Genomic DNA, 21,112 nt, shown 5'->3' with positions numbered 1-21,112 from the left:
CGCGTCGTCTGTCCCACCCTGTCAGTGTGCCGCCGGGCCCGCGCTCGGACGCGCCCGGCGCTGTCGTCAGCTACAGCCCGAGGTGCCGCCGCAGGTGTTGCACTTCATGCAGGTGCCGTTGCGCACCAGCGTGTAGTTGCCGCACTCGCCGCAAGGATCGCCCTCGTAGCCCTGCATCTTGGCCCGTGTCGCCGCGTCGGCGGTTGTTGTCGTCGTCGTCGAGGTGACCGAGGCGGCCACGTCGCTGCCGACCACAATCGATTGCGTCTCGACGGTGGATTGCTGCAGCTCGGCGGCCACGCGCGCGGCGCCGCCCTGCAGAACCATGAGCTCCTGCGGCATGCGTTTGCGGAGGTAGCCCGTCGAGCTGATCTGCTTGAGCACTTCGAGTGACTTGGCCGAGGCCGCCTCCGAGGGCGCGGAGATGTTGGACTTGCCCTCTTCCTCGCCGCGGCCGAGATCGTCGAAGCTCGCCCCTTCCGGCTTCACATGCGCAAGGTCGGTGCGGTCGAGGTAGGAGACCGCCAGTTCGCGGAAGATGTAGTCGAGGATCGAGGTCGCGTTCTTGATGCTGTCGTTGCCCTGAACCATGCCGGCGGGCTCGAACTTGGTGAAGGTGAAGGCATCGACGAACTCTTCGAGCGGCACGCCGTATTGCAGGCCCACGGAGACCGCGATGGCGAAATTGTTCATCATCGCCCGGAAACCCGCGCCTTCCTTGTGCATGTCGATGAAGATCTCGCCGAGTTGGCCGTCGGAATATTCCCCGGTGCGGAGGTAGACCTTGTGACCGCCGACGATCGCCTTCTGGGTGTAGCCCTTGCGGCGTTCCGGCATCTTCTCACGGTGCGAGCGGACGATCTCCTTGACGACGACCTTCTCGATGATCTTCTCGGCCAGCACGCGGGCCTTGGCATCCACCGAGCCGCTCTCGAGCACTTCGGCCGCCTCGTCGTCATCCTCGACCAGCGCCGCCGCGAGCGGCTGGCTGAGCTTGGAGCCGTCGCGGTAGAGCGCGTTGGCCTTGATGCCCATCGTCCAGGAGCGCTCGTAGGCCTTCTGGCAATCTTCGATCGTGGCATCGTTCGGCATGTTGATCGTTTTGGAGATCGCGCCGGAAATGAAGCTCTGGGCGGCCGCCATCATGTCGATGTGGCTGTTGACCGACAGGAACCGCTTGCCCTTCTTGCCGCAGGGGTTGGCGCAGTCGAAGACGTGGTAGTGCTCCTCGCTCAGATGCGGCGCGCCTTCGAGGGTCATGGTGCCGCAGACGTGGTCATTGGCGGCGTCGATATCGGCGCGGGCGAACCCAAGGTGGCGCAGCATGTCGAAGGTCGGATCGTTGAGCTTCTCGGTCGGGATGCCGAGCACCTGGCTGCAGAACGCCTCGCCCAGCGTCCACTGGTTGAAGACGAACCGGATGTCGAAGGCCGAGGCCAGCGCCGCTTCGATCTTGTCGAGCTCGTTCTGGCCGAAGCCGTGGCCCGCGAGCGTGGTGTGGTTGATCGCCGGGGCGTTGCCGAGCGAGCCGTGGCCGACCGCGTAGGAGATGATCTCCTCGATCTGCGCCGGGCCGTAGCCGAGCCCTTCCAGCGCGGCGGGCACCGAGCGGTTGATGATCTTGAAGTAGCCGCCGCCGGCGAGCTTCTTGAACTTCACCAGCGCGAAGTCCGGCTCGATCCCGGTGGTGTCGCAATCCATCACCAGGCCGATGGTCCCGGTCGGGGCGATCACCGTGGCCTGGGCGTTGCGGAAGCCGTTCTTCTCGCCAAGCGCCAGCGCCTCATCCCAGCAGGATTTCGCCACTTCGATCAGCGCGTCATCGGGGCAGTTGGTATGGTCGAGCGGGACCGGGTTGATCGCCAGCTTTTCATAGCCGCTCTTCTTGCCATAGGCCGCGTTGCGGTGGTTGCGGATGACGCGGAGCATGTGCTTGGCGTTGCGGTCATAGCTCGGGAAGGCCCCCAGCTCGCCCGCCACCTCGGCGGAAGTCGCATAGGCAACCCCGGTCATGATCGCGGTCAGCGCGCCGCAAAGCGCCCGGCCCTCGTCGCTGTCATAGCCATGCCCCATGGTCATCAGCAGCCCGCCGATGTTGGCATAGCCGAGGCCGAGCGTGCGGAAATCATAGGAAAGCTGGGCAATTTCCTTGGAGGGGAACTGCGCCATCAGTACCGAGATTTCCAGCGTCAGCGTCCAGAGGCGCGTGGCGTGCATGTACTCTTCGACCTGGAACGCGCCGTCCTTGTAGAAGGTCAGCAGGTTCATCGAGGCCAGGTTGCAGGCCGTATCGTCGAGGAACATGTACTCCGAGCAGGGGTTGGAGCCGCGGATCTGGCCGTCTTCGGGGCAAGTGTGCCAGGCATTGACGGTATCGTGATACTGGATGCCCGGATCGGCGCAGGCCCAGGCGGCGTGGCCGATCTGCTCCCACAGGGCCCGCGCCTTGATGGTCTTGGCAACCGTGCCGTCGGTGCGGCGGATGAGCTCCCAGTCGGCATCGGCCTCGACCGCCTTGAGGAAGGCATCGGTCACGCGGACGGAGTTGTTGGAGTTCTGGCCCGAGACGGAGGCATAGGCCTCGCTATCCCAGTCGGTGTCATAGGTCGGGAACTCGATCGAGCCATAGCCCTGCTTGGCGTAATCGAGCACGCGCTTGATGTAGGTCTCGGGGATCGCGAGGTTTTTCGCGCCGCGGATCGCCGACTTGAGCTGGTCGTTCTTCTTGGGATCGACCGAGTCTTCGCTCGAGCCATCCCAGGCGCGGATCGCGGCGAAGATCTCGTTGAGCTTCTGCTCGTGCATCTTGGAGCCGGCGACGATGGAAGCGACCTTCTGCTCCTCCTTCACCTTCCAGTTGATGTATTCCTCGATATCGGGGTGATCGGCGTCAACGATGACCATCTTGGCCGCGCGCCGCGTGGTGCCGCCCGACTTGATCGCGCCGGCCGCCCGGTCGCCGATCTTGAGAAAGCCCATAAGGCCCGAGGATTTGCCGCCTCCAGAGAGGTTTTCGCCCTCGGCGCGCAGGCTCGAGAAGTTGGTACCGGTGCCCGATCCGTATTTGAACAGCCGGGCCTCGCGCACCCACAGGTCCATGATGCCGCCGTCGCCGACGAGGTCATCCTTAACGGATTGTATGAAACATGCATGGGGCTGCGGGTGCTCATAGGCGCTGCTCGACTTGGTCAGTTCGCCCGTTTTGTAATCCACGTAGTAGTGGCCCTGGCTCGGCCCATCGATGCCATAGGCCCAGTGCAGACCGGTGTTGAACCACTGCGGCGAATTCGGCGCGGCGCGCTGCGTGGCGAGCATGTAGCGCATCTCGTCGAAATAGGCGCGCGCATCCTCCTCCTTGGAGAAATAGCCGCCCTTCCAGCCCCAGTAGGTCCAAGCGCCGGCGAGCCGGTCGAACACCTGTTTTGCCGAAGTTTCCCCGGAGGTCTCGACCCCCTTGGCCGCGGGTGCAGAGCGCCAGAGGAACTCGGGCACACCCTTTTCCTTCACGCGCTTGAGCGCCACAGGCACGCCCGCCTTGCGGAAATATTTCTGCGCGATCACATCGCTCGCGACCTGGCTCCAGCTCGCCGGAACCTCGACATTGTCGAGCTTGAAAACGATGGTGCCGTCGGGATTGCGGATCTCCGACGAGGTGGACACGAAGTCCAGCTCCGCGTAGGCGTCCTGACCTTCGGTGGTGAACTTCCGTTCGATTTTCATCGCGCTGCCTCTTTTTTCTTCGCGTCCAACCTGAGCTCAAAGACAAGTGGTCCATCAGGCGCGATCCGGTTTCCCGGTTCCGCGCCTTGTCCTGCACGTGGTGATCGTCGCAGAGTGGGCAACTGTCCCTGATGCGCGGCGCACCACTATATGTTGTGGCTTCGCCGCGAGCCCTCACAATTTGGACGATCTACATCTGGGGGGTCAACGAGTTTTTTGCGCTAAATCATGAATTTTTAACCTTGACGGAAGAGACGCGAAATCCGCGCCGATTCATCCACAGGCTGTGTATGGGCGCGCGCCGCTCGCGCCGTCATGAAAAGTTCAAACATCGCCGCAGCTTAGCGCCCAAAGCCAAGGTATACCCACAAGTTATCCCAGCTAAATTCTTGATTTACTTAACAATTCGTTAATGAGGCCTGACCCTTGGTAAGGATTGCCCTCTTGCACAAGGATGCGGCGAAAATGGCGCAGCGCGCGTCCCATGCGCGGCTCCTCGCCGATCTCGGCGGTAATTTCGTTCTTTGGGAAGGAGTTGGTCGGGGCGGCGAGATTCGAACTCACGACCCCCTGTACCCAAAACAGGTGCGCTACCAGACTGCGCCACGCCCCGGACCAGCGCCTTCTCTACCCGCGACCGCCGCGATTGAAAAGCGAAATCAGCGCCCGGGTTGAAGCAGACTGCGCAATTTGAACGCCCCATAGCGCACGGTCTTGTCCCAGGCGCTCAGAGTTTCGTCTTTCTGGTAGGGAGCCATACCGAGATGTTTGCGAAACTTCAGCCAGGTCTCGGACCGGGCGAACCAGTCGGCATAGTGCGCTTCGACCTCGGCTTGCTGGTCCGCGGTCCAGATGAGGGGCGTGATCTCATCAGAGGGCGCGTCCCAGAACTCGTTGTGGGTGAACCCGTCCAGCGCTTGCGCGAACACCGCGTCGCGCTGCTCGGCGGAGGCCCAAAGGGACTCGCGCGGCGCATCGGTGAGCAAAGGCGAGGCCGCATCCGACAGCGCATAGACCCACCGCGCCCGCAGCGCCGAGGTATCGAGCGCCGTGCCGTCATGTTTGGTGGTCATGAACCAGCGCGCGGCCCGCACCGACACCGACTCGCGCACCACCGGCGGCTCCTCCACATGGATCGGGTCAATGCCGGTCTTGTGGGTGCCCACATGCAAAATGACGCGCGCCATGTCGCCTCCCTGACGTCTGCCCCTCGGAGGGGCCTTGTACCGGCTGGCTCAACAGGGCCAGGCCGCGCGGTCCTGTGCGATGGAGGGGTGGCGCATCTGGGCGCCGGGGGTGATCCCCTGCGCGGCGGCGAGCCCGCCGTTGATCTCCAGCACGAATTGGATCCCCGGGCCGCCGTCGATGGTGGTGCGGTCGAGCGGGCGGGCATTGGCATGGACCCGCTGCACCACGCCGCGGCTGTCGGCAAAGATCATGTCGAGCGGGATGAGGGTGTTTTCCATCCAGAAGACGGCCCGCTGCGGCTTGGGGTAGACAAAGAGCATCCCGGTGTCGGCGGCGAGCTCTTCGCGGTGCATCAGACCGAGCGCGCGTTTGGCGTTGGTGTCGGCCAGCTCGACGGTGAACCGCGCGGAGCGCCCCGGCAGCCGGATCTCGATCGCATCAGCCGCGCAGTGCTCCTGCGCCGCGGCCCGCTGGGGGGTGATGCTCGGAGGGAGGGCCGCGAGGCCGACAAGGAGGGCAAGCCCGATCCCTGCCCCAGCCGCCCACGTCATGGCGCGCAGCGGCACGTCACTCGTCCCGGAACGCCGATTCCCAGGCGCTGATCTGCACGGCCATACGCCCGCGCTGCCCGTCGATCGCCTTGAGGCAGACCGCCTCGCCCGGTTGCAGATCGGCAAGCCCAGAGGCGCGCAGAACTTCGACATGGATGAAAATATCCTCGGATCTGCCGAAAGTATTGGCAAATCCGAAACCTTTCGCCTTGTCGAACCACTTCACTCGCGCCGGCTCAAGCTCGGCCGCATCAAGCCGTTCCTCATCAAAGCCTTCGAGATCGGCGAGCCCGGCAAGCCCGGTCCCGTCCGGCGGATCGATGCGCAGGACCTGTATGGCCTGCACGCCGCGATCGGTGCTCTGAGTGACGACTTCAATCCCCGAGCCATCGGCGACGGAGCCCTGGCCGAAGTTTCTCAATACGTTGGCATGCAACAAAATGTCCGACGAGATGGTGTCAGCCACTATGAACCCATAGCCCTTCGATGGGTCAAACCACTTAACGCGGCCTACCACAGATGTAATCTGCTCTTGCTTCACGGCGTAACAATTCCAAATCTTGCATTCCGGGGCGGAACATTCAGGAAACTGCCCCGATCTTCAAGGGTTAATCATGAGTCATGGCTCAACCCGCGAATCCTAAGCGCTTTTAGGTCAAAGTTGAGTAAATCCGTCAAGGATTTAACCGTGTCACCTGCCAGCTTTCCCGGTCAGAAGCGCGAATCCACCGGAAACGATCATGCAGACGATACGCGCCATCGGCCCAAAACTCAATTTCCTCGGGCACGATGCGATAGCCGCCCCAAAACGGCGGGCGCGGAGGGCTCGCGCCGTACCGCGCGGTGATCTTGGCCACCCGCGCCATCAGCGCGGCCCGCGAGCTCAGCGGTTGCGACTGGTGCGAGGCCCAGGCCCCGAGGCGGCTCTTGAGCGAGCGCGAGGCGAAATAAGCGTCGGCCTTCTCCCCCGCCTCGCGCGTCACGGTGCCCCGGACGCGGATCTGGCGGCGCAGGGATTTCCAATGGATGACGAAAGCGGCCTTGCCCGCGCTCTCGATCTCCTCGGCCTTGCGGCTGGTGTAGTTGGTGTAGAAGACAAAGGCGTCCGCCTCGATATCCTTGAGCAGCACCATCCGCACGTTCGGCATCCCGGCCGCGTCGACCGTGGCAAGCGCCATGGCGTTGGCGTCGTTGGGCTCGGCCCCTTCCGCCTCGGCCAGCCAGCTGCGCGCGATCGCAAAGGGATCGCTCCCGGCAAAGATCCCGCCCCGCGCCACGTCTGTCCCCGCACCCAGCTCTGCACCAGGTTCCGCGCCGCGCTCGTCGTCCGATGTTCCGGTCAAATTTCCTGCCCTCCCCGCAGGGGCGAGACTTGATGCCCCCAAACCAATCGCCTAAACCGATCAGAGCAAATGACTTACGAGGAGATGCGGGCCGTGTCGAGCGAGTTGATGAAGGGCAAGCGCGGGCTGATCATGGGCCTCGCCAATGACAAGTCCATCGCCTGGGGGATCGCCCGGGCCTGTGCCGAGGCCGGGGCGGAGCTTGCCTTTTCCTACCAGGGTGAGGCGCTGAAGAAACGCGTGGGGCCGCTCGCGGCGCAACTCGGCTCCGATATCGTCCTGCCCTGCGACGTGTCGGATGAGGCGAGCGTGGACGCGCTCTTCGACAGTCTCCGCGACAGCTGGGGCACGCTCGACTTCGTCGTCCACGCCATCGGCTTTTCCGACAAATCCGAGCTGCGCGGCCGCTACGTGGACACCACGCGCGACAATTTCACCATGACGATGGACATCTCGGTCTATTCCTTCACATCGGTCGTCAAGCGCGCCACGGCGATGATGAACGCGGGCGGCTCCTGCCTGACCCTGACCTACTACGGCGCCGAGCGTGTCATGCCCCATTACAACGTCATGGGCGTGGCCAAGGCCGCGCTGGAGGCCTCTGTGCGCTATCTCGCCGAGGATCTCGGCAAGGACGGCATCCGCGTCAACGCGATCTCTGCCGGGCCGATCAAGACGCTCGCGGCCTCGGGCATCGGCGATTTCCGCTACATCATGAAGTGGAACGAGTACAACTCGCCCCTGCGCCGCAACGTGACGATCGAAGACGTGGGCAAATCCGCGCTCTACCTGCTTTCGGATCTGGGCAGCGGCGTGACGGGCGAGACCCATCACGTCGACGCGGGCTACCACGTGGTCGGCATGAAGGCCGTCGACGCGCCCGACATGTCCAAGGACTGAGGCGATGGAGCTCGCCCATCTGGTGGCGTTCAACCTCACGCTACTGGCCGCGCTCGCAAGTCCCGGCCCCGCGATGCTGCTCTCCATCCGCATGTCGATCTCCGGCGGGTTCCGGGCCGGTGCCGCCACGGGCCTCGGCCTGGCGACCATGGCCGCCAGCTGGACAACGCTCGCGCTGCTGGGCCTCACCGGCCTCTTCCAACTGGTGCCCTGGGCTTACGGCGTGATGAAACTTGTCGGCGCGGTTTATCTCCTCTGGCTCGCCTGGGGTATCTGGCGCGATGCGGCCACCCCACTGGACACCGAGACCGCTCCGGTCAAACGGGCCTTCCTCGGCGGGCTTCTGGTCAACCTCGCCAATCCCAAATCCGTGCTCTTCGCCTCCGCGGTCCTGCTGGTGATCTTCCCGGCGGGGCTAACCCTGACGGAGAAATCGCTCATCGTCGCCAACCACCTCGCTGTCGAGCTCATCGCCTACACCGGCTTCGCCGCCCTGCTGAGCACGCCGCCCGCCCGGGCCGCCTACCTGCGCGCGAAGTCCGGGCTCGACCGCGCCGCGGCAACGGTGCTCGGCGCCCTGGGGCTCAGGCTTCTTTGGGAGCGCAGCGCATGACGCTTGCGGCCTTCGCCACCGTGGCGCTCATCCATCTTCTGGCCGCGATCAGCCCCGGCCCCTCCTTCGTCGTGTCGGTCCGCACCGCCATCGCCGAGGGGTTCCCGACCGCCACCGCCCTCGCGCTTGGCTTCGGCATCGGCGCTGCTGTCTGGGCCGCGGCCGCGCTCGCGGGGCTTGCGCTCCTCTTCGAACTTGTCCCCGCGCTCTACCTCTCGCTCAAACTCGTGGGCGCCGCCTTCCTGCTCTACATCGCGGTCTCCATGTGGCGCCACGCGCCCAAGCCCCTGCCCGCCGCCGATGCCCGCCCTCCGCGCGGGACTCTCGCCGCCATGCGCCTCGGTATTCTGACCTTCATCACCAACCCCAAAGCGGCGATCTTCTTCGGCGCGATCTTCGTGGGCCTCGTCCCCGCCGGCACGTCGCTGCCCTGGCTCGCCGCCCTTGTGGCGATCGTCTTTTTCAACGAAACCCTGTGGTACATCGTCGTGGCCCGCGTCTTCTCCCTGCCCCGCGCCCGCGCCGCCTACGGCCGCGCCAAGTCCTGGATCGACCGCAGCCTCGGCACCCTGCTTGCCGCTTTCGGCCTCAAGGTCGCCCTTACCTGATACGGAGTTCACGATGACCGACCGCCTTCCCCACGAAAAAGGCTTCCACGTCAGCTGGGATCAGCTGCACCGCGACGCGCGCGCCCTCGCTTGGCGCCTGCAGGGCCAGGGCCCGGGCGAAGACGGCGCCTGGCGGATGGTCGTCGCCATCACCCGCGGCGGCATGGCCCCCGCCATGATCGCCGCCCGCGAGCTCGATATCCGCCTCGTCGATACCATCAGCGTGAAATCCTACAGCCACCAGACCCAAGGCGCCGCCGAGATCATCAAGACCCCGGACATGGACGCGGTGGGCGACGGCACGGGCGTGCTCATCATCGACGATCTCGTCGACACCGGCAAAACCCTCGAAGTGGTCCGCGCGCTGATGCCCAAAGCCCATGTCGCCACGGTCTACGCCAAGCCTAAAGGCCGCCCGATGGTCGAAACCTTCATCACCGAGGTGAGCCAGGACACCTGGATCTTCTTCCCCTGGGACATGGCCTTGCAATACGTCGAGCCCTATCGCGGCAAGGACTGAGCCGCTGCTTCGGAGCCCGCCATCGCGCAAAGGCTCAAAGGACAGGGGGGACCGGGACGCGCAAGGCAAATCGCCGAGGGCCCCCGCGAGAGCGGGGATACGGTCTATTTTCCTTGCGCGGCGCGGGCACCCCTGTCATCCCATGCCGAAGCGATGGAGGCCCTGCGAAGCTGCTGCTTTGGTGGGACCGGAGCGCCAATAAACGCATAGACTTGCGCCGCAGGCGCGCATTTTGACACCAGATCCGAGATGCCCGTGACTTCCCGCACAGACGCCACCTTCCCGCCCCCCGTCATGGCCGCCCGCCGCTGGCTCGACGGGGTGAGCTTCCCGCCTGACCGGCCGCTCCTGAACCTGAGCCAGGCCGCGCCCGTCGATCCGCCGCCCGCGCCCCTGCGCGCTGCGATGGCCGATGCTCTGGGCGATCCCGACACCCATCTTTACGGCCCCGTCCTCGGCCTGCCCGAACTCCGCCAAGCCCTCGCCGCGAGTACGCATCGCCGCTACGGCCACGGCCCGAAAGCCGCGCAAATCGCCATCACTGCCGGCTGCAACCAGGCCTTCGCCGCCGCCACCGCCGCGATCACCACCGAGGGCGACGAGATCCTCCTGCCCACCCCGTGGTATTTCAACCACAAGATGTGGCTCGATATGACCGGGGTGCGCGCCATCCCGCTGCCCACCGGGCCGGACCTCCTGCCTAACCCCGAAGCCGCGCGCGCGCTGATCACCCCGCGCAGCCGCGCCATCGCGCTGGTCTCCCCCAACAATCCCGGCGGCGTGGAATATCCCGCTGCGCTGCTCGACGCCTTCTTCGATCTCGCCCGCGAAACCGGCATCAAGCTCATCCTCGATGAGACCTACCGCGATTTCCACATCGACGCGGGCGCGCCGCATCAGCTCTTCGCCCGACCCGACTGGGCCGAGACGCTGATCCAGCTCTACTCCTTTTCCAAATCCTACCGCCTTACCGGGCACCGCACCGGCGCGCTCGCCGCCTCCGAAGACCTTCTCGCCGGCGCCGAGAAATTCCTCGACACGGTCGCGATCTGCGCGCCGCAACTGGGCCAGCACGCCGCGCTCTGGGGGCTGGAGAACCTAGACCAGTGGCTCGCCGGCGAACGCGCCGAAATCCTCGACCGGCGCGCGGCCATCGCCGAGGGCTTCGCGCCCCTCGCCGAACGCGGCTGGGCCCTGCTCGGCCTCGGCGCCTATTTCGCCTATGTCCGCCACCCGTTCGACATCCCCTCAGACGCCCTCGCGCAGCGCCTCGTCCCGGATGCGGGCCTTCTGCTCCTGCCCGGCACGATGTTCCGCCCCGACGGTGACGCGGCCGGCGCGCGCGAGTTGCGCATCGCCTTTGCCAATGCGGATCGCGCGGGTATCGCCGAGCTCTTCCGGCGGCTGATGGATTTCCAGCCCTAGCGCGCTCGAAAGCCCCATCCCTCGCCTTGCGCTGCCCCGGCCCTGCGCATAGGAAGATACGACAAAAATTCCGAAGGGGAGCGGGGCACAACATGGCATCCGGTAAGGTCTCGAATTATCTGGTCTACATCTTGCTGGGCCTGCTCATCGTCGGGCTCATGGGCTTTGGCGCCTCGGGCCTGTCGGGCACGGTGCGCTCGGTCGGCAAGGTCGGGGGCGAGCCCATCTCGATCGAAGCCTATGGCCGCGATCTGACCCAGATCATCCGCGGCGTGGAATCCCAGACCGGGACGGCCCTGAGCTTTCAGGACGCCCAGGCCCAGGGGCTCGACCGCGTCGCCCTCGCCCGCAGCGTGACGGCCAAGGCGCTTGAGGTCGAGGCCGCCGAACTCGGGCTCTCCGTCAGCGATGAAACCGTGCGCGACGAGCTTCTGACCATCCCCGCCTTCCGCCGCAGCGATGGTGGATTCGACCGCGATGCCTATGGGTTTGCCTTGCAGAACAACGGCATGACCGAAGCCGAGTTCGAAGAGCGCCTGCGCTCGGAGACCGCGCGCGGGCTGGTGCAGAGCGCCATCGCCGCCGGGATCGAAATCCCCCAGACCTACACCGACACGCTCCTTGCCCATCTCGGCGAGCGGCGCAGCTATACCTTCGCCTGGCTGGAGCCGGCGATGCTCGACGCGCCTTTGCCCGAGCCGGATGAGGAGGTGCTGCGCGCCTTTTACGCGGACGCGGAGGATGCCTTCCAACTGCCCGAGCGCAAGCGGCTGACCTATGTCTGGCTCCTGCCGGAGATGATCGTGGGCGATGTGGAGCTGGATGAGGCCGCGCTGCGCGACAGCTACGAGACGCGGATCGACGAATTCGTCCAGCCCGAACGGCGTCTGGTCGAGCGCCTCGTCTTCGCGACCGGGGCGGAGGCCGAGAGCGCGGCGGATCGCATCGCCGCCGGCGAGACGATCTTCGAAGGGCTCGTGGCCGCGCGCGGGCTCGATCTGGCCGATGTGGATCTCGGCGATGTCACGCGCGAGGATCTCGCCGCCGCCGGCGATCCGGTCTTTGCCGCCGAAGACGGCGCCGTCACCGGCCCGCATCCGTCAAACCTCGGCCCCGCGCTCTTCCGCGTGAACGGCATCATCGAGGCGAGCGAGACCTCCTTCGAGGACGCCCTGCCCTTCCTGCGCGAAGACCTCGCGATGGACCGCGCCCGCCGCCAGATCGAGGCCCGGATTTCCGAGCTCGAAGACCAGCTCGCCGCCGGCGCGACGCTCGAAGATCTCGCCGCCGAGGGCGGGCTCGAACAGGGCCAGATCGATTGGTACGACGGGCTCGCGACCGGCATCGCCGCCTATGATGCCTTCGGCGCCACCGCGCGCGCGGTGACCGAGCAGGACTACCCCGAAATCCAGATGCTCGAAGATGGCGGGATTTTCGCCCTGCGCCTCGACGAGGTCGTGCCCGCGGCCAAGGCGCCCTTTGAGGATGTCGCCGATGAGGTGCGCGCCGCGTGGGAGCTGGCCGAGGCGGAGACGCGGCTGCTCGAGATGGCCGAAACCCTGCGCGCCGCGCTTGAAAACGGCAGCAGCTTTGAAGATCTCGGCCTCGCCCCCCAGACCGCCGCGGACCAAACCCGCCGCGATTTCGCTCCCGATGTGCCGACCGGCCTTCTGGTCGATCTCTTCGCCGCCGAGCCTGGCGCGATCATCGTGACCGCCGAAGCCGGCCGCGCCGCGATTGCCCGGCTCGATGCGGTCGAGCCGCACGACCCGGAGGACCCGGACCTGCGCCAGATCAGCACGCTCCTGTCGCAACAGGCCTCGCAAGCGATCTCAAGCGAAGTTTTCGGCACCTGGATGGACACGGTGCAACGCCGCCTCGGGGTGCAGATCGACCAACAGGCGCTCAACGCCGTCCACGCCAATTTCCGGTAACCGCATGAAGCTCACACCCGATTTCGACAGCTTCGCCAAAGGCTATGAGGCCGGCGAAAATCAGGTGGTCTACGCCCGACTGGCCGCCGATCTGGACACGCCGGTCTCGCTGATGCTCAAGCTCGCAGGGGCCGATCGCGACAGTTTCGTGCTGGAATCGGTGACCGGCGGCGAGGTCCGCGGCCGCTACTCGATGGTGGGCATGAAGCCCGACATCATCTGGCAATGCCACGGCGAGACGAGCCGCATCAACCGCGAGGCGCGGATCGACCGGGAGGCGTTCGCCGAGCAGGATGGATCGCCGCTGGAGAGCCTGCGCGCGCTGATCGCCGAAAGCCGGATCGCCCTGCCCGATGATCTGCCGCAAGCCTCCGCCGGGCTTTTCGGATACCTCGGCTATGACATGATCCGCCTTGTGGAACACCTGCCCAACGTCAACCCCGATCCGCTGGGCCTGCCCGATGCGGTGATGATGCGCCCCTCGGTCGTCGCGGTATTGGACAGCGTCAACGGCGAGGTGACGGTGGTCGCCCCGGCTTGGGTCCGCGATGGAGTCACCGCGCGCGCGGCCTATGCCCAGGCCGCCGAGCGCGTGATGGACGCGGTGCGCGATCTTGACCGCGCGCCGCCTTCCGTCTCCCGCGATCTGGGCGACGCCGCCGAGATCGGCCCGCCGCAATCGAACTTCACCAAAGAGGGCTACATGGCCGCGGTGGAGACCGCCAAGGACTACATCCGCGCGGGCGACATCTTTCAGGTCGTCCCCTCGCAGCGCTGGACGCAGGAATTCCCCCTGCCGCCCTTCGCGCTCTACCGTTCGTTGCGCCGCACCAATCCCTCGCCTTTCATGTTCTACTTCAATTTCGGCGGCTTCCAGGTCGTTGGCGCCAGCCCCGAGATTCTCGTCCGGGTCTTTGACCGCGAAGTGACGATCCGCCCCATCGCCGGGACGCGCCCGCGCGGCGCCACACCAGAGGAAGACCGCGCGCTGGAGGCCGATCTTCTGGCCGACCGCAAGGAACTCGCCGAGCATCTCATGCTGCTCGATCTGGGCCGCAACGACACAGGCCGCGTCTCGCGCATCGGCACGGTGCGCCCCACCGAGAAATTCATCATCGAGCGCTACAGCCACGTGATGCACATCGTCTCCAACGTCGTCGGTGAACTCGCCGCGGATCAGGACGCGCTCTCGGCCCTGCTCGCCGGCTTGCCGGCCGGGACCGTCTCTGGCGCACCCAAGGTCCGCGCGATGGAGATCATCGACGAGTTGGAGCCCGAAAAGCGCGGGATCTATGGCGGCGGCGTCGGCTATTTCTCGTCTGGAGGCGATATGGATATCTGCATCGCGCTGCGGACCGCCATCATCAAGGACGACAGGCTCTACATCCAGGCCGGCGGCGGCGTTGTCTACGACAGCGATCCCGAAGCCGAGTTCATGGAAACGGTGCACAAGTCCAACGCCATCCGGCGCGCCGCCGCCGACGCCGCGCGCTTCACCGGCCGCGGCAACAGCTAGGCCTCAGGCCTTCGCGCGCGGCGTGAGCCGCAGATGAATGCCATTGCGTGACCGCACCGTCAGATGCGCAACCGGCTCGGGCGTATTGACCGGCGCGATCTCGAACGCTTCGGTGATCATCGACAGCATCAAAATGCCTTCAGCCATCGCAAACCCGGCCCCGGGGCAGACGCGCGCACCGGTGGAGAAGGGCAGATACGCCGCGCGCGCAGTGGCCTTGGTTGTCTCCTCGGCCCACCGCTCGGGCCGGAACGCATCGGGCTCATCCCAAAGTTTGCGATGACGATGCAGATGCCACGGGCTAATAACAATCTGCGCGCCCTTCGGCACATCGCGATCGCGGAACCGCTCAGGACCGGTAGCTTCCCGCACCATCATCGGCACCGGCGGATAGAGCCGCATCGTTTCACGCAAAACATGAGCTGCGGATGTCAATCTCTTGGCATTGTTGAAGTTTTTACAATCAACCGCACGCGCCTCAACAGCAACTTTCTCCTGCCACTCCGGTGAAGAGGCGAGCAGATAGAGCGCCCAGGACAGAGCGCTGGCGCTGGTTTCATGCCCGGCAAGAAAGAAGATCGCGACCTGATCGACCATTTCTTCAGGCGAAAACAAACTCCCCGTCTCGGGGTCTTTCGTCGTCATGATCCGGGTCGCAAGATCGTCTGGCGCAGTCCCCGCCGCGATCTCCTCCGCCCGGCGCAGCGTCATGGCGCGCAGCAAGGTCCGAATGTCTTGCGCATGACGTTTCGTTCCAGATCGAAATATCCGCGGCACCCATCTCGGCAAGGGTATGAGCGCCGCGAGGTTCAGAATCGGCGCGGTGCGTTGGTAGGCGCAAAACGCGCTGTAGACCGCCCGCGCTTGCGACGTTTCGATGGGCATCGAAAAGAGCGCACGAAAGATCACATCGGCCGTCGCATGACTGGCTTCTTCTTCGATGTCGATCACGCGACCGGCGTGGCCATGAAGCCGCCGGATCGCCGCCTCAGTGCTCGCCACCATCTCCAGCCAACTGGCCCGCAACCGCCCGCCGGCAAAGGCCGGATCGATGATCCGCCGCTGCCGCGCCCATGTCTCGCCCGAAGTCAGAAAAATCGACTCTCCAAGCAGTGGCCGCAGCCCTTCTCCGATCCGGTTCGATTTCGGAAAATCCTCTGGCCGCACGCGCAAGACCTCATCAACCAGCCCCGGCTCGTTGATGAGGAAGGAGTTGAAGAACGGCGTCTTGAACTCCGCCATCCGCGCGTCGAACAGATGGTCCGGCTGGGCCGAGAGAATGTCCCTCCGAAACCGCTGCGCATAGGACCAAAGGCTGGATCGCCGCGGGCGAGATTTGGGTTTGGGCGGCTGAAAACTCATTGCGAAACAGACCGATATCCGGATCTTGCCGCCTCAATCCTCGATGGCGAGGGCGCGTGACCCTCAAAGCGCTGCGCGAGGGTCAACGGGCCGGCGGTGATCTGGAAATAGTCGTAAATTCCGGGGCGGTCGAAAGCGCAAAGGTACTGGAAATGAAGCCGAAAGAAGCGCCATCTGAGCGACTTCCACCGGCTCTCCGAGAGAGTCTGGCTGAACCGGGCCGAGATGACCAGAGGCCACTTTTTCCCCGGCGTCGCGACCCCGCTGACGGCAACTGGATCGCAAAGCGCGAAGGAGCAACCATCCCCCGGCGCGCTCACATCGACCCAAGTCAACTCATCCTCCAAAGACAGGTCTCGAAGATCACGGCGCAGATCATGGGCCTCCGGCAGAAACGACACCATTGGCACCACATGGCCCAGTGAGAGAAACGAAAGGGTCGCCTCGGAGCCGCGGAGCCCTCCGTCTCGGACAATAGGCGCAAGAGCTTCGATGGCGAGGTGTACGCCGGAAGAGTGGCCCACCACCAATACTTCGTCATACGTCGAATTGAGCGCGTCATGGATGCGGCGCCCGAACCCCTGCAGGCGGCGTTGCAATGCATCAGGCGAGCGCCCCCGGAGCGCCGCGGAATAGGCAAAATCCTGCATCAGGTAGTATGCGAGGAACCTACCGTCCAGTTTGCGGAACCAGATAAGCACGGCCACCGCGACGACTGCGCCGAGGTTGAGCCCGAGGCCCCATCCCGTGAGCGCGGAGCCCGGGCCGTTCGATGCTGTGCGAGCTATTGAAAGCGCGATGAAACACGCGACCGTACCGAAAGATAGCGCGATAATAAATTGGAATAACAAGAAAATAACCGGATAGAGCGCGGCGATGACCGGGCCTTTTCGGAGGCCCGCGAGCCTCGATATTGCGCCACTTGAGACGTAGATCCATACCGTCCGGAGCAAAGTCCGATAGGTAGCGGCGATGCCACCGGTCATGCTCGACTGCACGAGATCGGCCCACTCCAACACTTCGATATCGGTCGAAATGTTCGAATTTGAACCATCCGTGAACTCGACATGCCAGGTATTTCGGCCGGGGCGCGCGCCCCCCGACTGCGAGATCGAATATCCCGAAATCTCGGCCTGTCTGGCGGATTCCGTGCGATAAAGCTCGCGATAGCGCCGAGCGGGGTGAGGATCGTATCCCGGAATGTAGAAGACTTTGCGCGAAAGAACCTTGGAGCGATCCAACTCGGTAGGCTTGGAGGAATCGGGCGCTGCGATCATGGGCGGCGCGCGCTACCCGAAGGTCGCCAGGACCGGGAAGGTTTCGAGCAGCCAGTAGGACATGGCCGAAAAACCGCCGGTTAACATAAGCAGACCAATCGTCCACAAAAGCAGGCCCATGATCCGCTCGATAATGCCCATATGTCGCCTCATCCAGGTGAGCAATCCTGTCGCGCGCGGTAGGAAGGCGGCCACCAGCAGGAAGGGGACGCCAAGACCAAATGCATAGAGGCCAAGCAGGAATGTCCCTTTGGAAACAGAGGCTTCGGAGGCCGCCAGAGAAAGGATCGCGCCCAGTTGCGGGCCGATGCAGGGCGTCCAGCCAAAGGCGAACGCGAGGCCGAGGACATAGGCGCCGAAGGCGTTGCCACCGCGATCCCCGGCGTCGAGACGGGCTTCCCGATCGAGAAACCCGACGCGCAAAATGCCCAGGAAGTGAAGGCCGAAGAGCATCACAAGAACGCCTGCGACGGTGTTGAACCAGCCTTGATAGGACAGGAAAATTGAGCCGAGAGCGGAGGCGGCGAAGCCGAGAAGGAGGAACACGGTCGAAAGGCCAAGCACGAAGAACGCGGCGGGCAGAAGCGCGCGCGGGCGGGCCTGTTCCTCCGTCAGGTCGGACAAGGACACGCCGCTCATATAGGCCAGATAGGGCGGTACGATCGGCAGAACGCAGGGCGACAGGAAGGATAATAATCCGCCCAGGAGCGCCACGAGCATGGCAGGGAGGAGGCCTGCGTCTATGATTTCAATACCGAACATTCGGTCTCTAGCTATCTGTTTCGGCTCGGGTCGTCACCTCAAAAGGGGGTCACGTGTCGGTTGGCGAATTGAAACAATTCGCTGCTGATCGAAGGGTATTCCGACTCGTGGCGAGACAGGATAGGCAGGGCGCATGACCATGACAGCTGATCAGGAACTCGATGCCCTTGGGCTTTTGTGCCCCCTGCCCGTGCTCAAGGCGCGCAAGCGGTTGAAGGCGATGGCGCCCGGGGAGGTTTTATGCCTCGTGGCGGATGATCCGGCGGCGGTGATCGATGTGCCGCATTTCTGCGCCGAGAGCGGCTTTGACCTCGTGTCTCAGGACGCGGAGGGGAGCGCGACGCGCTACTTCATTCGGAAGTGATCAAGCGCGCGTCGTTGGGCCCCGACCGGTTGACACCGATCGGGGCGCATGTTGTCAGCCGCGCGACCACCAGCCCCGGCGTTTGGGTTTGGTGTCCACCTGTTCCCCACCAGCGGTAGCCTCCTCCAGCGCGGGCTCTTCCGGCGCTTCAGGGGCTTCGGCTTGCTCTGGCTCAGCAGCGGTTGGCTCGGGAGCCGGTTCGGCAACAGGGGCTGGAGACGGGGTTTGTTCGTCTTGTGCGATTGCTTCGGCAGCCTCTTCAGCCGCAGGCTCGACCGCGTCTTTCGGCGCGGGTTTTGCCTTGGGCTTCCGGGTTGATTTCCGGGCGCGGGGCTTTTTCGGCGCGGCCTCTGCCGACTCTTCAGCCGGGGCTTCGACGGTGGCCTCGGCGGGAGTGTCGTCCGCTGGTGCCTCTTCCACCTTGCTGTCTTCTGCCGCCGGCTCTTCAGCCACCGCATCGGACGTCTCCGCCGATACGCCGCCTTCAGCCTCGCCACTCTTCCGGCGGGACCGGCTGCGGGACGTCCGGGTGCGGGTGCGCTTTTTGGGCGCAGCCTCATCTTCGGCGACGTCGCCAGTCTGGCTCACCTTTTCGGCGTCCGTTGCGGCGTCTGCTGGAGTCGCATCTTCAGTCGCGTCGCTTGAGGACGGTTCGACAGTCGCCGAACTGTCGCCGTCGGACGAACTGTCGGCGTCCGTCGAACTGTCGGCGTCCGTCGAAGAGTCAGATCCACCGCCGTTCGACTTCCGACGACGACGACGCCGGCGGCGCTTCTTGGGTGCGGGCGCCTCTTCCTCGTCGTCGCGGGTCTCGACCTCACTTACCTCGGCTTCGACCTCGTCGCTGCTGTCGGCATCGACGTCGTCCATGAGCGATGCATCCACCGAGACCACTGGCGCGGCGACAGCGGTCACCTTGCGGCTGGCCGTCTTGAACTTCTCGATCTGGAAATCGGGGCTGACCATGGAGCCGTCCGCCTCGATCCGGACCGAAAGCCCGTAGCGCGCCTCGATCTGAGCGATGTGATCGCGCTTCTGGTTGATCAGGTAATTGGCGACCGCCACGGGGCAGCGCACGAGCACTTCGCGCGACCGGCCACGGACACCCTCTTCCTCGATCTGGCGCAGGATCCCGAGCGCGACGTTGTCATCCGAGCGCAACAGCCCGGTGCCATGGCAATGCGGACAGGGCTTGGTCGTCGCTTCGATCATGCCGGGGCGCAGACGCTGGCGGCTCATCTCGAGCAGCCCGAACCCGGAGATGCGGCCCACCTGAATGCGCGCGCGGTCGGTCTTGAGCTTGTCCTTCAACCGCTTTTCCACGGACGCATTGTTCTTGCGCTCGTCCATGTCGATGAAATCGATGACGATCAGGCCCGCGAGATCGCGCAGACGCACCTGCCGCGCCACCTCTTCGGCGGCCTCCAGGTTGGTTTTGAGCGCGGTTTCCTCGATCGAGCCTTCCTTGGTCGCCTTGCCCGAGTTCACATCGACCGCAACCAGCGCCTCGGTCACATCGATGACGATGTAGCCACCGGATCTGAGTTGGACCGTGGGGTTGAACATCGCGTCGAGATAGCTCTCGACCTGATAGCGTGCGAAGAGCGGGAGCGGATCCTGATACTGTTTCACGTTGCGCGCGTGGGACGGCATGATCATCTTCATGAAGTCCTTGGCGACGCGATAGCCGCCCTCGCCTTCGACCAGAACCTCGTCAATCTCGCGGTTGTAGAGGTCGCGGATCGAGCGTTTGATCAGGTCGCCCTCTTCGTAGATCTTGGCGGGCGCGACGGATTTCAACGTCAACTCGCGGATCTGTTCCCAAAGCCGCTGAAGATACTCGTAATCGCGCTTGACCTCGGACTTGGTGCGCTTGGCGCCCGCGGTCCGGATGATCAGCCCCGCGCCCTGGGGCACGTCGATGTCATTGGCGATTTCCTTGAGTTTCTTGCGATCGACCGCGTTGGTGATCTTGCGGCTGATGCCGCCGCCGCGCGCGGTGTTGGGCATGAGCACGCAGTAGCGCCCCGCGAGACTGAGATAGGTGGTCAGCGCCGCGCCCTTGTTGCCGCGTTCTTCCTTGACCACCTGCACCAGCAGGATCTGGCGCACCTTGACCACTTCCTGGATCTTGTAGCGGCGTGCACGGGGTTTGCGGACGGGGCGGATATCCTCGCTCTCGTCTTCCTCGGCGACGGATTCGATGCCCTCATCCTTGTCGGAGGCGTCTTCGGCCACGCGGCCGGTCGTCTCGTCTTCGGGCGCGTCGTCCGTGTCGGAGCCTTGAGCGTCGGGGCTTTGAGCGCCGCCGTCTGCGTCGTCCTTGGCGGTCTCGGTGCCAGCGTCATCCGCCGCACCCAATTCCTGAGCCGCTTCCTTCACCGCTTCCGCCGGAGCTTCGTCGGGCGCCTTGGCGGCCTCTGCCGCGGCCTGGGCCTCGCCGTCCTCATCGAGGTCGATCGTCTCCATGCCGGTGATTTCGCGGCTCTCTACCGCATCGGAGCTGCTGGCCTTGGCGGCCTTGCTGCGCGAGCGAGACCGCGACCGGGAGCGCGAGGGTTTTTCGTCCTCATCCTCTTTGCGGGCCTGGGCTTCCGCATAAGCGCGCTCTTCTTCGAGAAGCGCTTCGCGGTCAGCGACCGGGATCTGGTAATAATCGGGATGAATTTCCGAAAAGGCCAGGAAACCATGCCGGTTTCCGCCGTAATCCACAAAGGCCGCCTGGAGCGAGGGTTCAACCCGCGTGACCTTGGCTAGATAGATGTTGCCGGCGAGTTGCCGTTTGTTGTCCGATTCAAAGTCGAACTCTTCGACCTTGTTTCCGTCCACCACCACGACACGGGTTTCCTCCGTGTGGGTGGCATCGATAAGCATTTTCTTTGCCATGAGTTCCGTATGCACACCGCCAGCCCTCCGGCCCATTGCGGGCGGAAGCGGTCAGGGGCGTGGCTTGTCTGGGCGAAATAACGCGCGTAACGGGAGCGTCCGAAGGCCTCGGCCTTGTCTGTACGAACTCGATCCTCGCGCGC

Annotated in this window: 17 protein-coding genes and 1 tRNA gene; 8 read left to right on the top strand and 10 right to left on the bottom strand. The window is 64.7% G+C overall.

Annotation, left to right across the window (positions count from 1 at the left end):
• Positions 1 to 66: 66 nt before the first annotated feature.
• The 6 genes from BM353_RS06070 to pdxH all read right to left on the bottom strand — a co-directional run bounded on the left by BM353_RS06070 (position 67) and on the right by pdxH (position 6,736).
• Positions 67 to 3,720: a vitamin B12-dependent ribonucleotide reductase gene (locus BM353_RS06070; protein ID WP_092077890.1), complete on the bottom strand. Its 3,654-nt coding sequence runs from the start codon at positions 3,718 to 3,720 to the stop codon at positions 67 to 69.
• Positions 3,721 to 4,256: 536 nt separating this feature from the next.
• Positions 4,257 to 4,333, bottom strand: a tRNA-Pro gene (locus BM353_RS06065).
• A gap of 46 nt (positions 4,334 to 4,379) precedes the next feature.
• Entirely contained in the window at positions 4,380 to 4,907 is a 528-nt protein-coding gene (locus BM353_RS06060) for a hypothetical protein (protein WP_092077887.1), read from the bottom strand.
• A gap of 48 nt (positions 4,908 to 4,955) precedes the next feature.
• Positions 4,956 to 5,459 (bottom strand): DUF192 domain-containing protein, encoded by a 504-nt coding sequence (locus BM353_RS06055; protein WP_092078486.1) that lies wholly within the window; start codon positions 5,457 to 5,459, stop codon positions 4,956 to 4,958.
• Positions 5,460 to 5,475: 16 nt separating this feature from the next.
• Positions 5,476 to 6,000, bottom strand: a complete 525-nt coding sequence (locus BM353_RS06050) for a cold-shock protein (RefSeq protein ID WP_092077884.1) — start codon at positions 5,998 to 6,000, stop codon at positions 5,476 to 5,478.
• A 133-nt stretch (positions 6,001 to 6,133) separates the two neighbouring features.
• Positions 6,134 to 6,736: a pyridoxamine 5'-phosphate oxidase gene (pdxH, locus tag BM353_RS06045; RefSeq protein WP_092078483.1), complete on the bottom strand. Its 603-nt coding sequence runs from the start codon at positions 6,734 to 6,736 to the stop codon at positions 6,134 to 6,136.
• 159 nt (positions 6,737 to 6,895) lie between these two features.
• Here pdxH and fabI point away from each other — a divergent pair, with 159 nt between their 5' ends.
• The 7 genes from fabI to trpE all read left to right on the top strand — a co-directional run bounded on the left by fabI (position 6,896) and on the right by trpE (position 14,318).
• Positions 6,896 to 7,702: an enoyl-ACP reductase FabI gene (gene fabI / locus BM353_RS06040; protein ID WP_092078480.1), complete on the top strand. Its 807-nt coding sequence runs from the start codon at positions 6,896 to 6,898 to the stop codon at positions 7,700 to 7,702.
• A gap of 4 nt (positions 7,703 to 7,706) precedes the next feature.
• Entirely contained in the window at positions 7,707 to 8,315 is a 609-nt protein-coding gene (locus BM353_RS06035; RefSeq protein WP_092077882.1) for a LysE family translocator, read from the top strand.
• Positions 8,312 to 8,923, top strand: coding sequence for a LysE family translocator (locus BM353_RS06030; protein WP_092077879.1), 612 nt, complete (start codon positions 8,312 to 8,314; stop codon positions 8,921 to 8,923). Before BM353_RS06035 ends, BM353_RS06030 begins: the two co-directional genes overlap by 4 nt.
• A 13-nt stretch (positions 8,924 to 8,936) precedes the next feature.
• Positions 8,937 to 9,443, top strand: a complete 507-nt coding sequence (gene gpt / locus BM353_RS06025) for a xanthine phosphoribosyltransferase (RefSeq protein WP_092077876.1) — start codon at positions 8,937 to 8,939, stop codon at positions 9,441 to 9,443.
• Between the two features lie 249 nt (positions 9,444 to 9,692).
• Entirely contained in the window at positions 9,693 to 10,868 is a 1,176-nt protein-coding gene (locus tag BM353_RS06020) for an aminotransferase (protein WP_092077873.1), read from the top strand.
• A gap of 92 nt (positions 10,869 to 10,960) precedes the next feature.
• The gene (locus tag BM353_RS06015; protein WP_092077870.1) at positions 10,961 to 12,802 is read left to right on the top strand and encodes a SurA N-terminal domain-containing protein; all 1,842 of its coding nucleotides are present in this window, start codon (positions 10,961 to 10,963) and stop codon (positions 12,800 to 12,802) included.
• A 4-nt stretch (positions 12,803 to 12,806) separates the two neighbouring features.
• On the top strand, positions 12,807 to 14,318 hold the full coding sequence (gene trpE, locus BM353_RS06010) for an anthranilate synthase component I (RefSeq protein WP_092077867.1): 1,512 nt from the start codon (positions 12,807 to 12,809) through the stop codon (positions 14,316 to 14,318).
• A 3-nt stretch (positions 14,319 to 14,321) separates the two neighbouring features.
• Here trpE and BM353_RS06005 read toward each other — a convergent pair whose 3' ends face one another.
• The 3 genes from BM353_RS06005 to BM353_RS05995 are packed head-to-tail and all read right to left on the bottom strand — an operon-like array spanning position 14,322 to position 17,719.
• Positions 14,322 to 15,680: a cytochrome P450 gene (locus tag BM353_RS06005; protein ID WP_092077864.1), complete on the bottom strand. Its 1,359-nt coding sequence runs from the start codon at positions 15,678 to 15,680 to the stop codon at positions 14,322 to 14,324.
• Positions 15,677 to 16,957 carry a hypothetical protein gene (locus BM353_RS06000; RefSeq protein WP_092077861.1) on the bottom strand — a complete coding sequence of 427 codons (1,281 nt, stop codon included), beginning with the start codon at positions 16,955 to 16,957 and terminating at the stop codon, positions 15,677 to 15,679. Before BM353_RS06000 ends, BM353_RS06005 begins: the two co-directional genes overlap by 4 nt.
• A 12-nt stretch (positions 16,958 to 16,969) precedes the next feature.
• Positions 16,970 to 17,719, bottom strand: coding sequence for a cytochrome c biogenesis CcdA family protein (locus BM353_RS05995; RefSeq protein ID WP_092077859.1), 750 nt, complete (start codon positions 17,717 to 17,719; stop codon positions 16,970 to 16,972).
• Between the two features lie 139 nt (positions 17,720 to 17,858).
• Here BM353_RS05995 and BM353_RS05990 point away from each other — a divergent pair, with 139 nt between their 5' ends.
• Positions 17,859 to 18,083, top strand: a complete 225-nt coding sequence (locus BM353_RS05990; RefSeq protein ID WP_092078477.1) for a sulfurtransferase TusA family protein — start codon at positions 17,859 to 17,861, stop codon at positions 18,081 to 18,083.
• Positions 18,084 to 18,137: 54 nt separating this feature from the next.
• Here the strand turns inward: BM353_RS05990 and BM353_RS05985 are convergent, their stop codons facing one another.
• Positions 18,138 to 20,969, bottom strand: a complete 2,832-nt coding sequence (locus BM353_RS05985; protein ID WP_092077856.1) for an Rne/Rng family ribonuclease — start codon at positions 20,967 to 20,969, stop codon at positions 18,138 to 18,140.
• Between the last annotated feature and the right edge of the window lie 143 nt (positions 20,970 to 21,112).

The organism is Poseidonocella sedimentorum (assembly GCF_900116005.1).
GTDB lineage: Bacteria > Pseudomonadota > Alphaproteobacteria > Rhodobacterales > Rhodobacteraceae > Poseidonocella > Poseidonocella sedimentorum.
Note: the sequence above shows the minus strand (reverse complement) of the source record. Positions and strands in the feature narration are given on the sequence as shown.

Coding starts and splice junctions, on each gene's coding strand:
- BM353_RS06035 (WP_092077882.1), top strand. CDS start 7,707: ATGGAGCTCGCCCATCTGGTGGCGTTCAACCTCACGCTACTGGCCGCG.
- gpt (WP_092077876.1), top strand. CDS start 8,937: ATGACCGACCGCCTTCCCCACGAAAAAGGCTTCCACGTCAGCTGGGAT.
- BM353_RS05990 (WP_092078477.1), top strand. CDS start 17,859: ATGACAGCTGATCAGGAACTCGATGCCCTTGGGCTTTTGTGCCCCCTG.
- BM353_RS06000 (WP_092077861.1), bottom strand. CDS start 16,957: ATGATCGCAGCGCCCGATTCCTCCAAGCCTACCGAGTTGGATCGCTCC.
- BM353_RS06055 (WP_092078486.1), bottom strand. CDS start 5,459: ATGACGTGGGCGGCTGGGGCAGGGATCGGGCTTGCCCTCCTTGTCGGC.
- trpE (WP_092077867.1), top strand. CDS start 12,807: ATGAAGCTCACACCCGATTTCGACAGCTTCGCCAAAGGCTATGAGGCC.
- BM353_RS05995 (WP_092077859.1), bottom strand. CDS start 17,719: ATGTTCGGTATTGAAATCATAGACGCAGGCCTCCTCCCTGCCATGCTC.
- BM353_RS06060 (WP_092077887.1), bottom strand. CDS start 4,907: ATGGCGCGCGTCATTTTGCATGTGGGCACCCACAAGACCGGCATTGAC.
- BM353_RS06070 (WP_092077890.1), bottom strand. CDS start 3,720: ATGAAAATCGAACGGAAGTTCACCACCGAAGGTCAGGACGCCTACGCG.
- BM353_RS06030 (WP_092077879.1), top strand. CDS start 8,312: ATGACGCTTGCGGCCTTCGCCACCGTGGCGCTCATCCATCTTCTGGCC.
- BM353_RS05985 (WP_092077856.1), bottom strand. CDS start 20,969: ATGGCAAAGAAAATGCTTATCGATGCCACCCACACGGAGGAAACCCGT.
- BM353_RS06020 (WP_092077873.1), top strand. CDS start 9,693: ATGCCCGTGACTTCCCGCACAGACGCCACCTTCCCGCCCCCCGTCATG.
- BM353_RS06015 (WP_092077870.1), top strand. CDS start 10,961: ATGGCATCCGGTAAGGTCTCGAATTATCTGGTCTACATCTTGCTGGGC.
- BM353_RS06005 (WP_092077864.1), bottom strand. CDS start 15,680: ATGAGTTTTCAGCCGCCCAAACCCAAATCTCGCCCGCGGCGATCCAGC.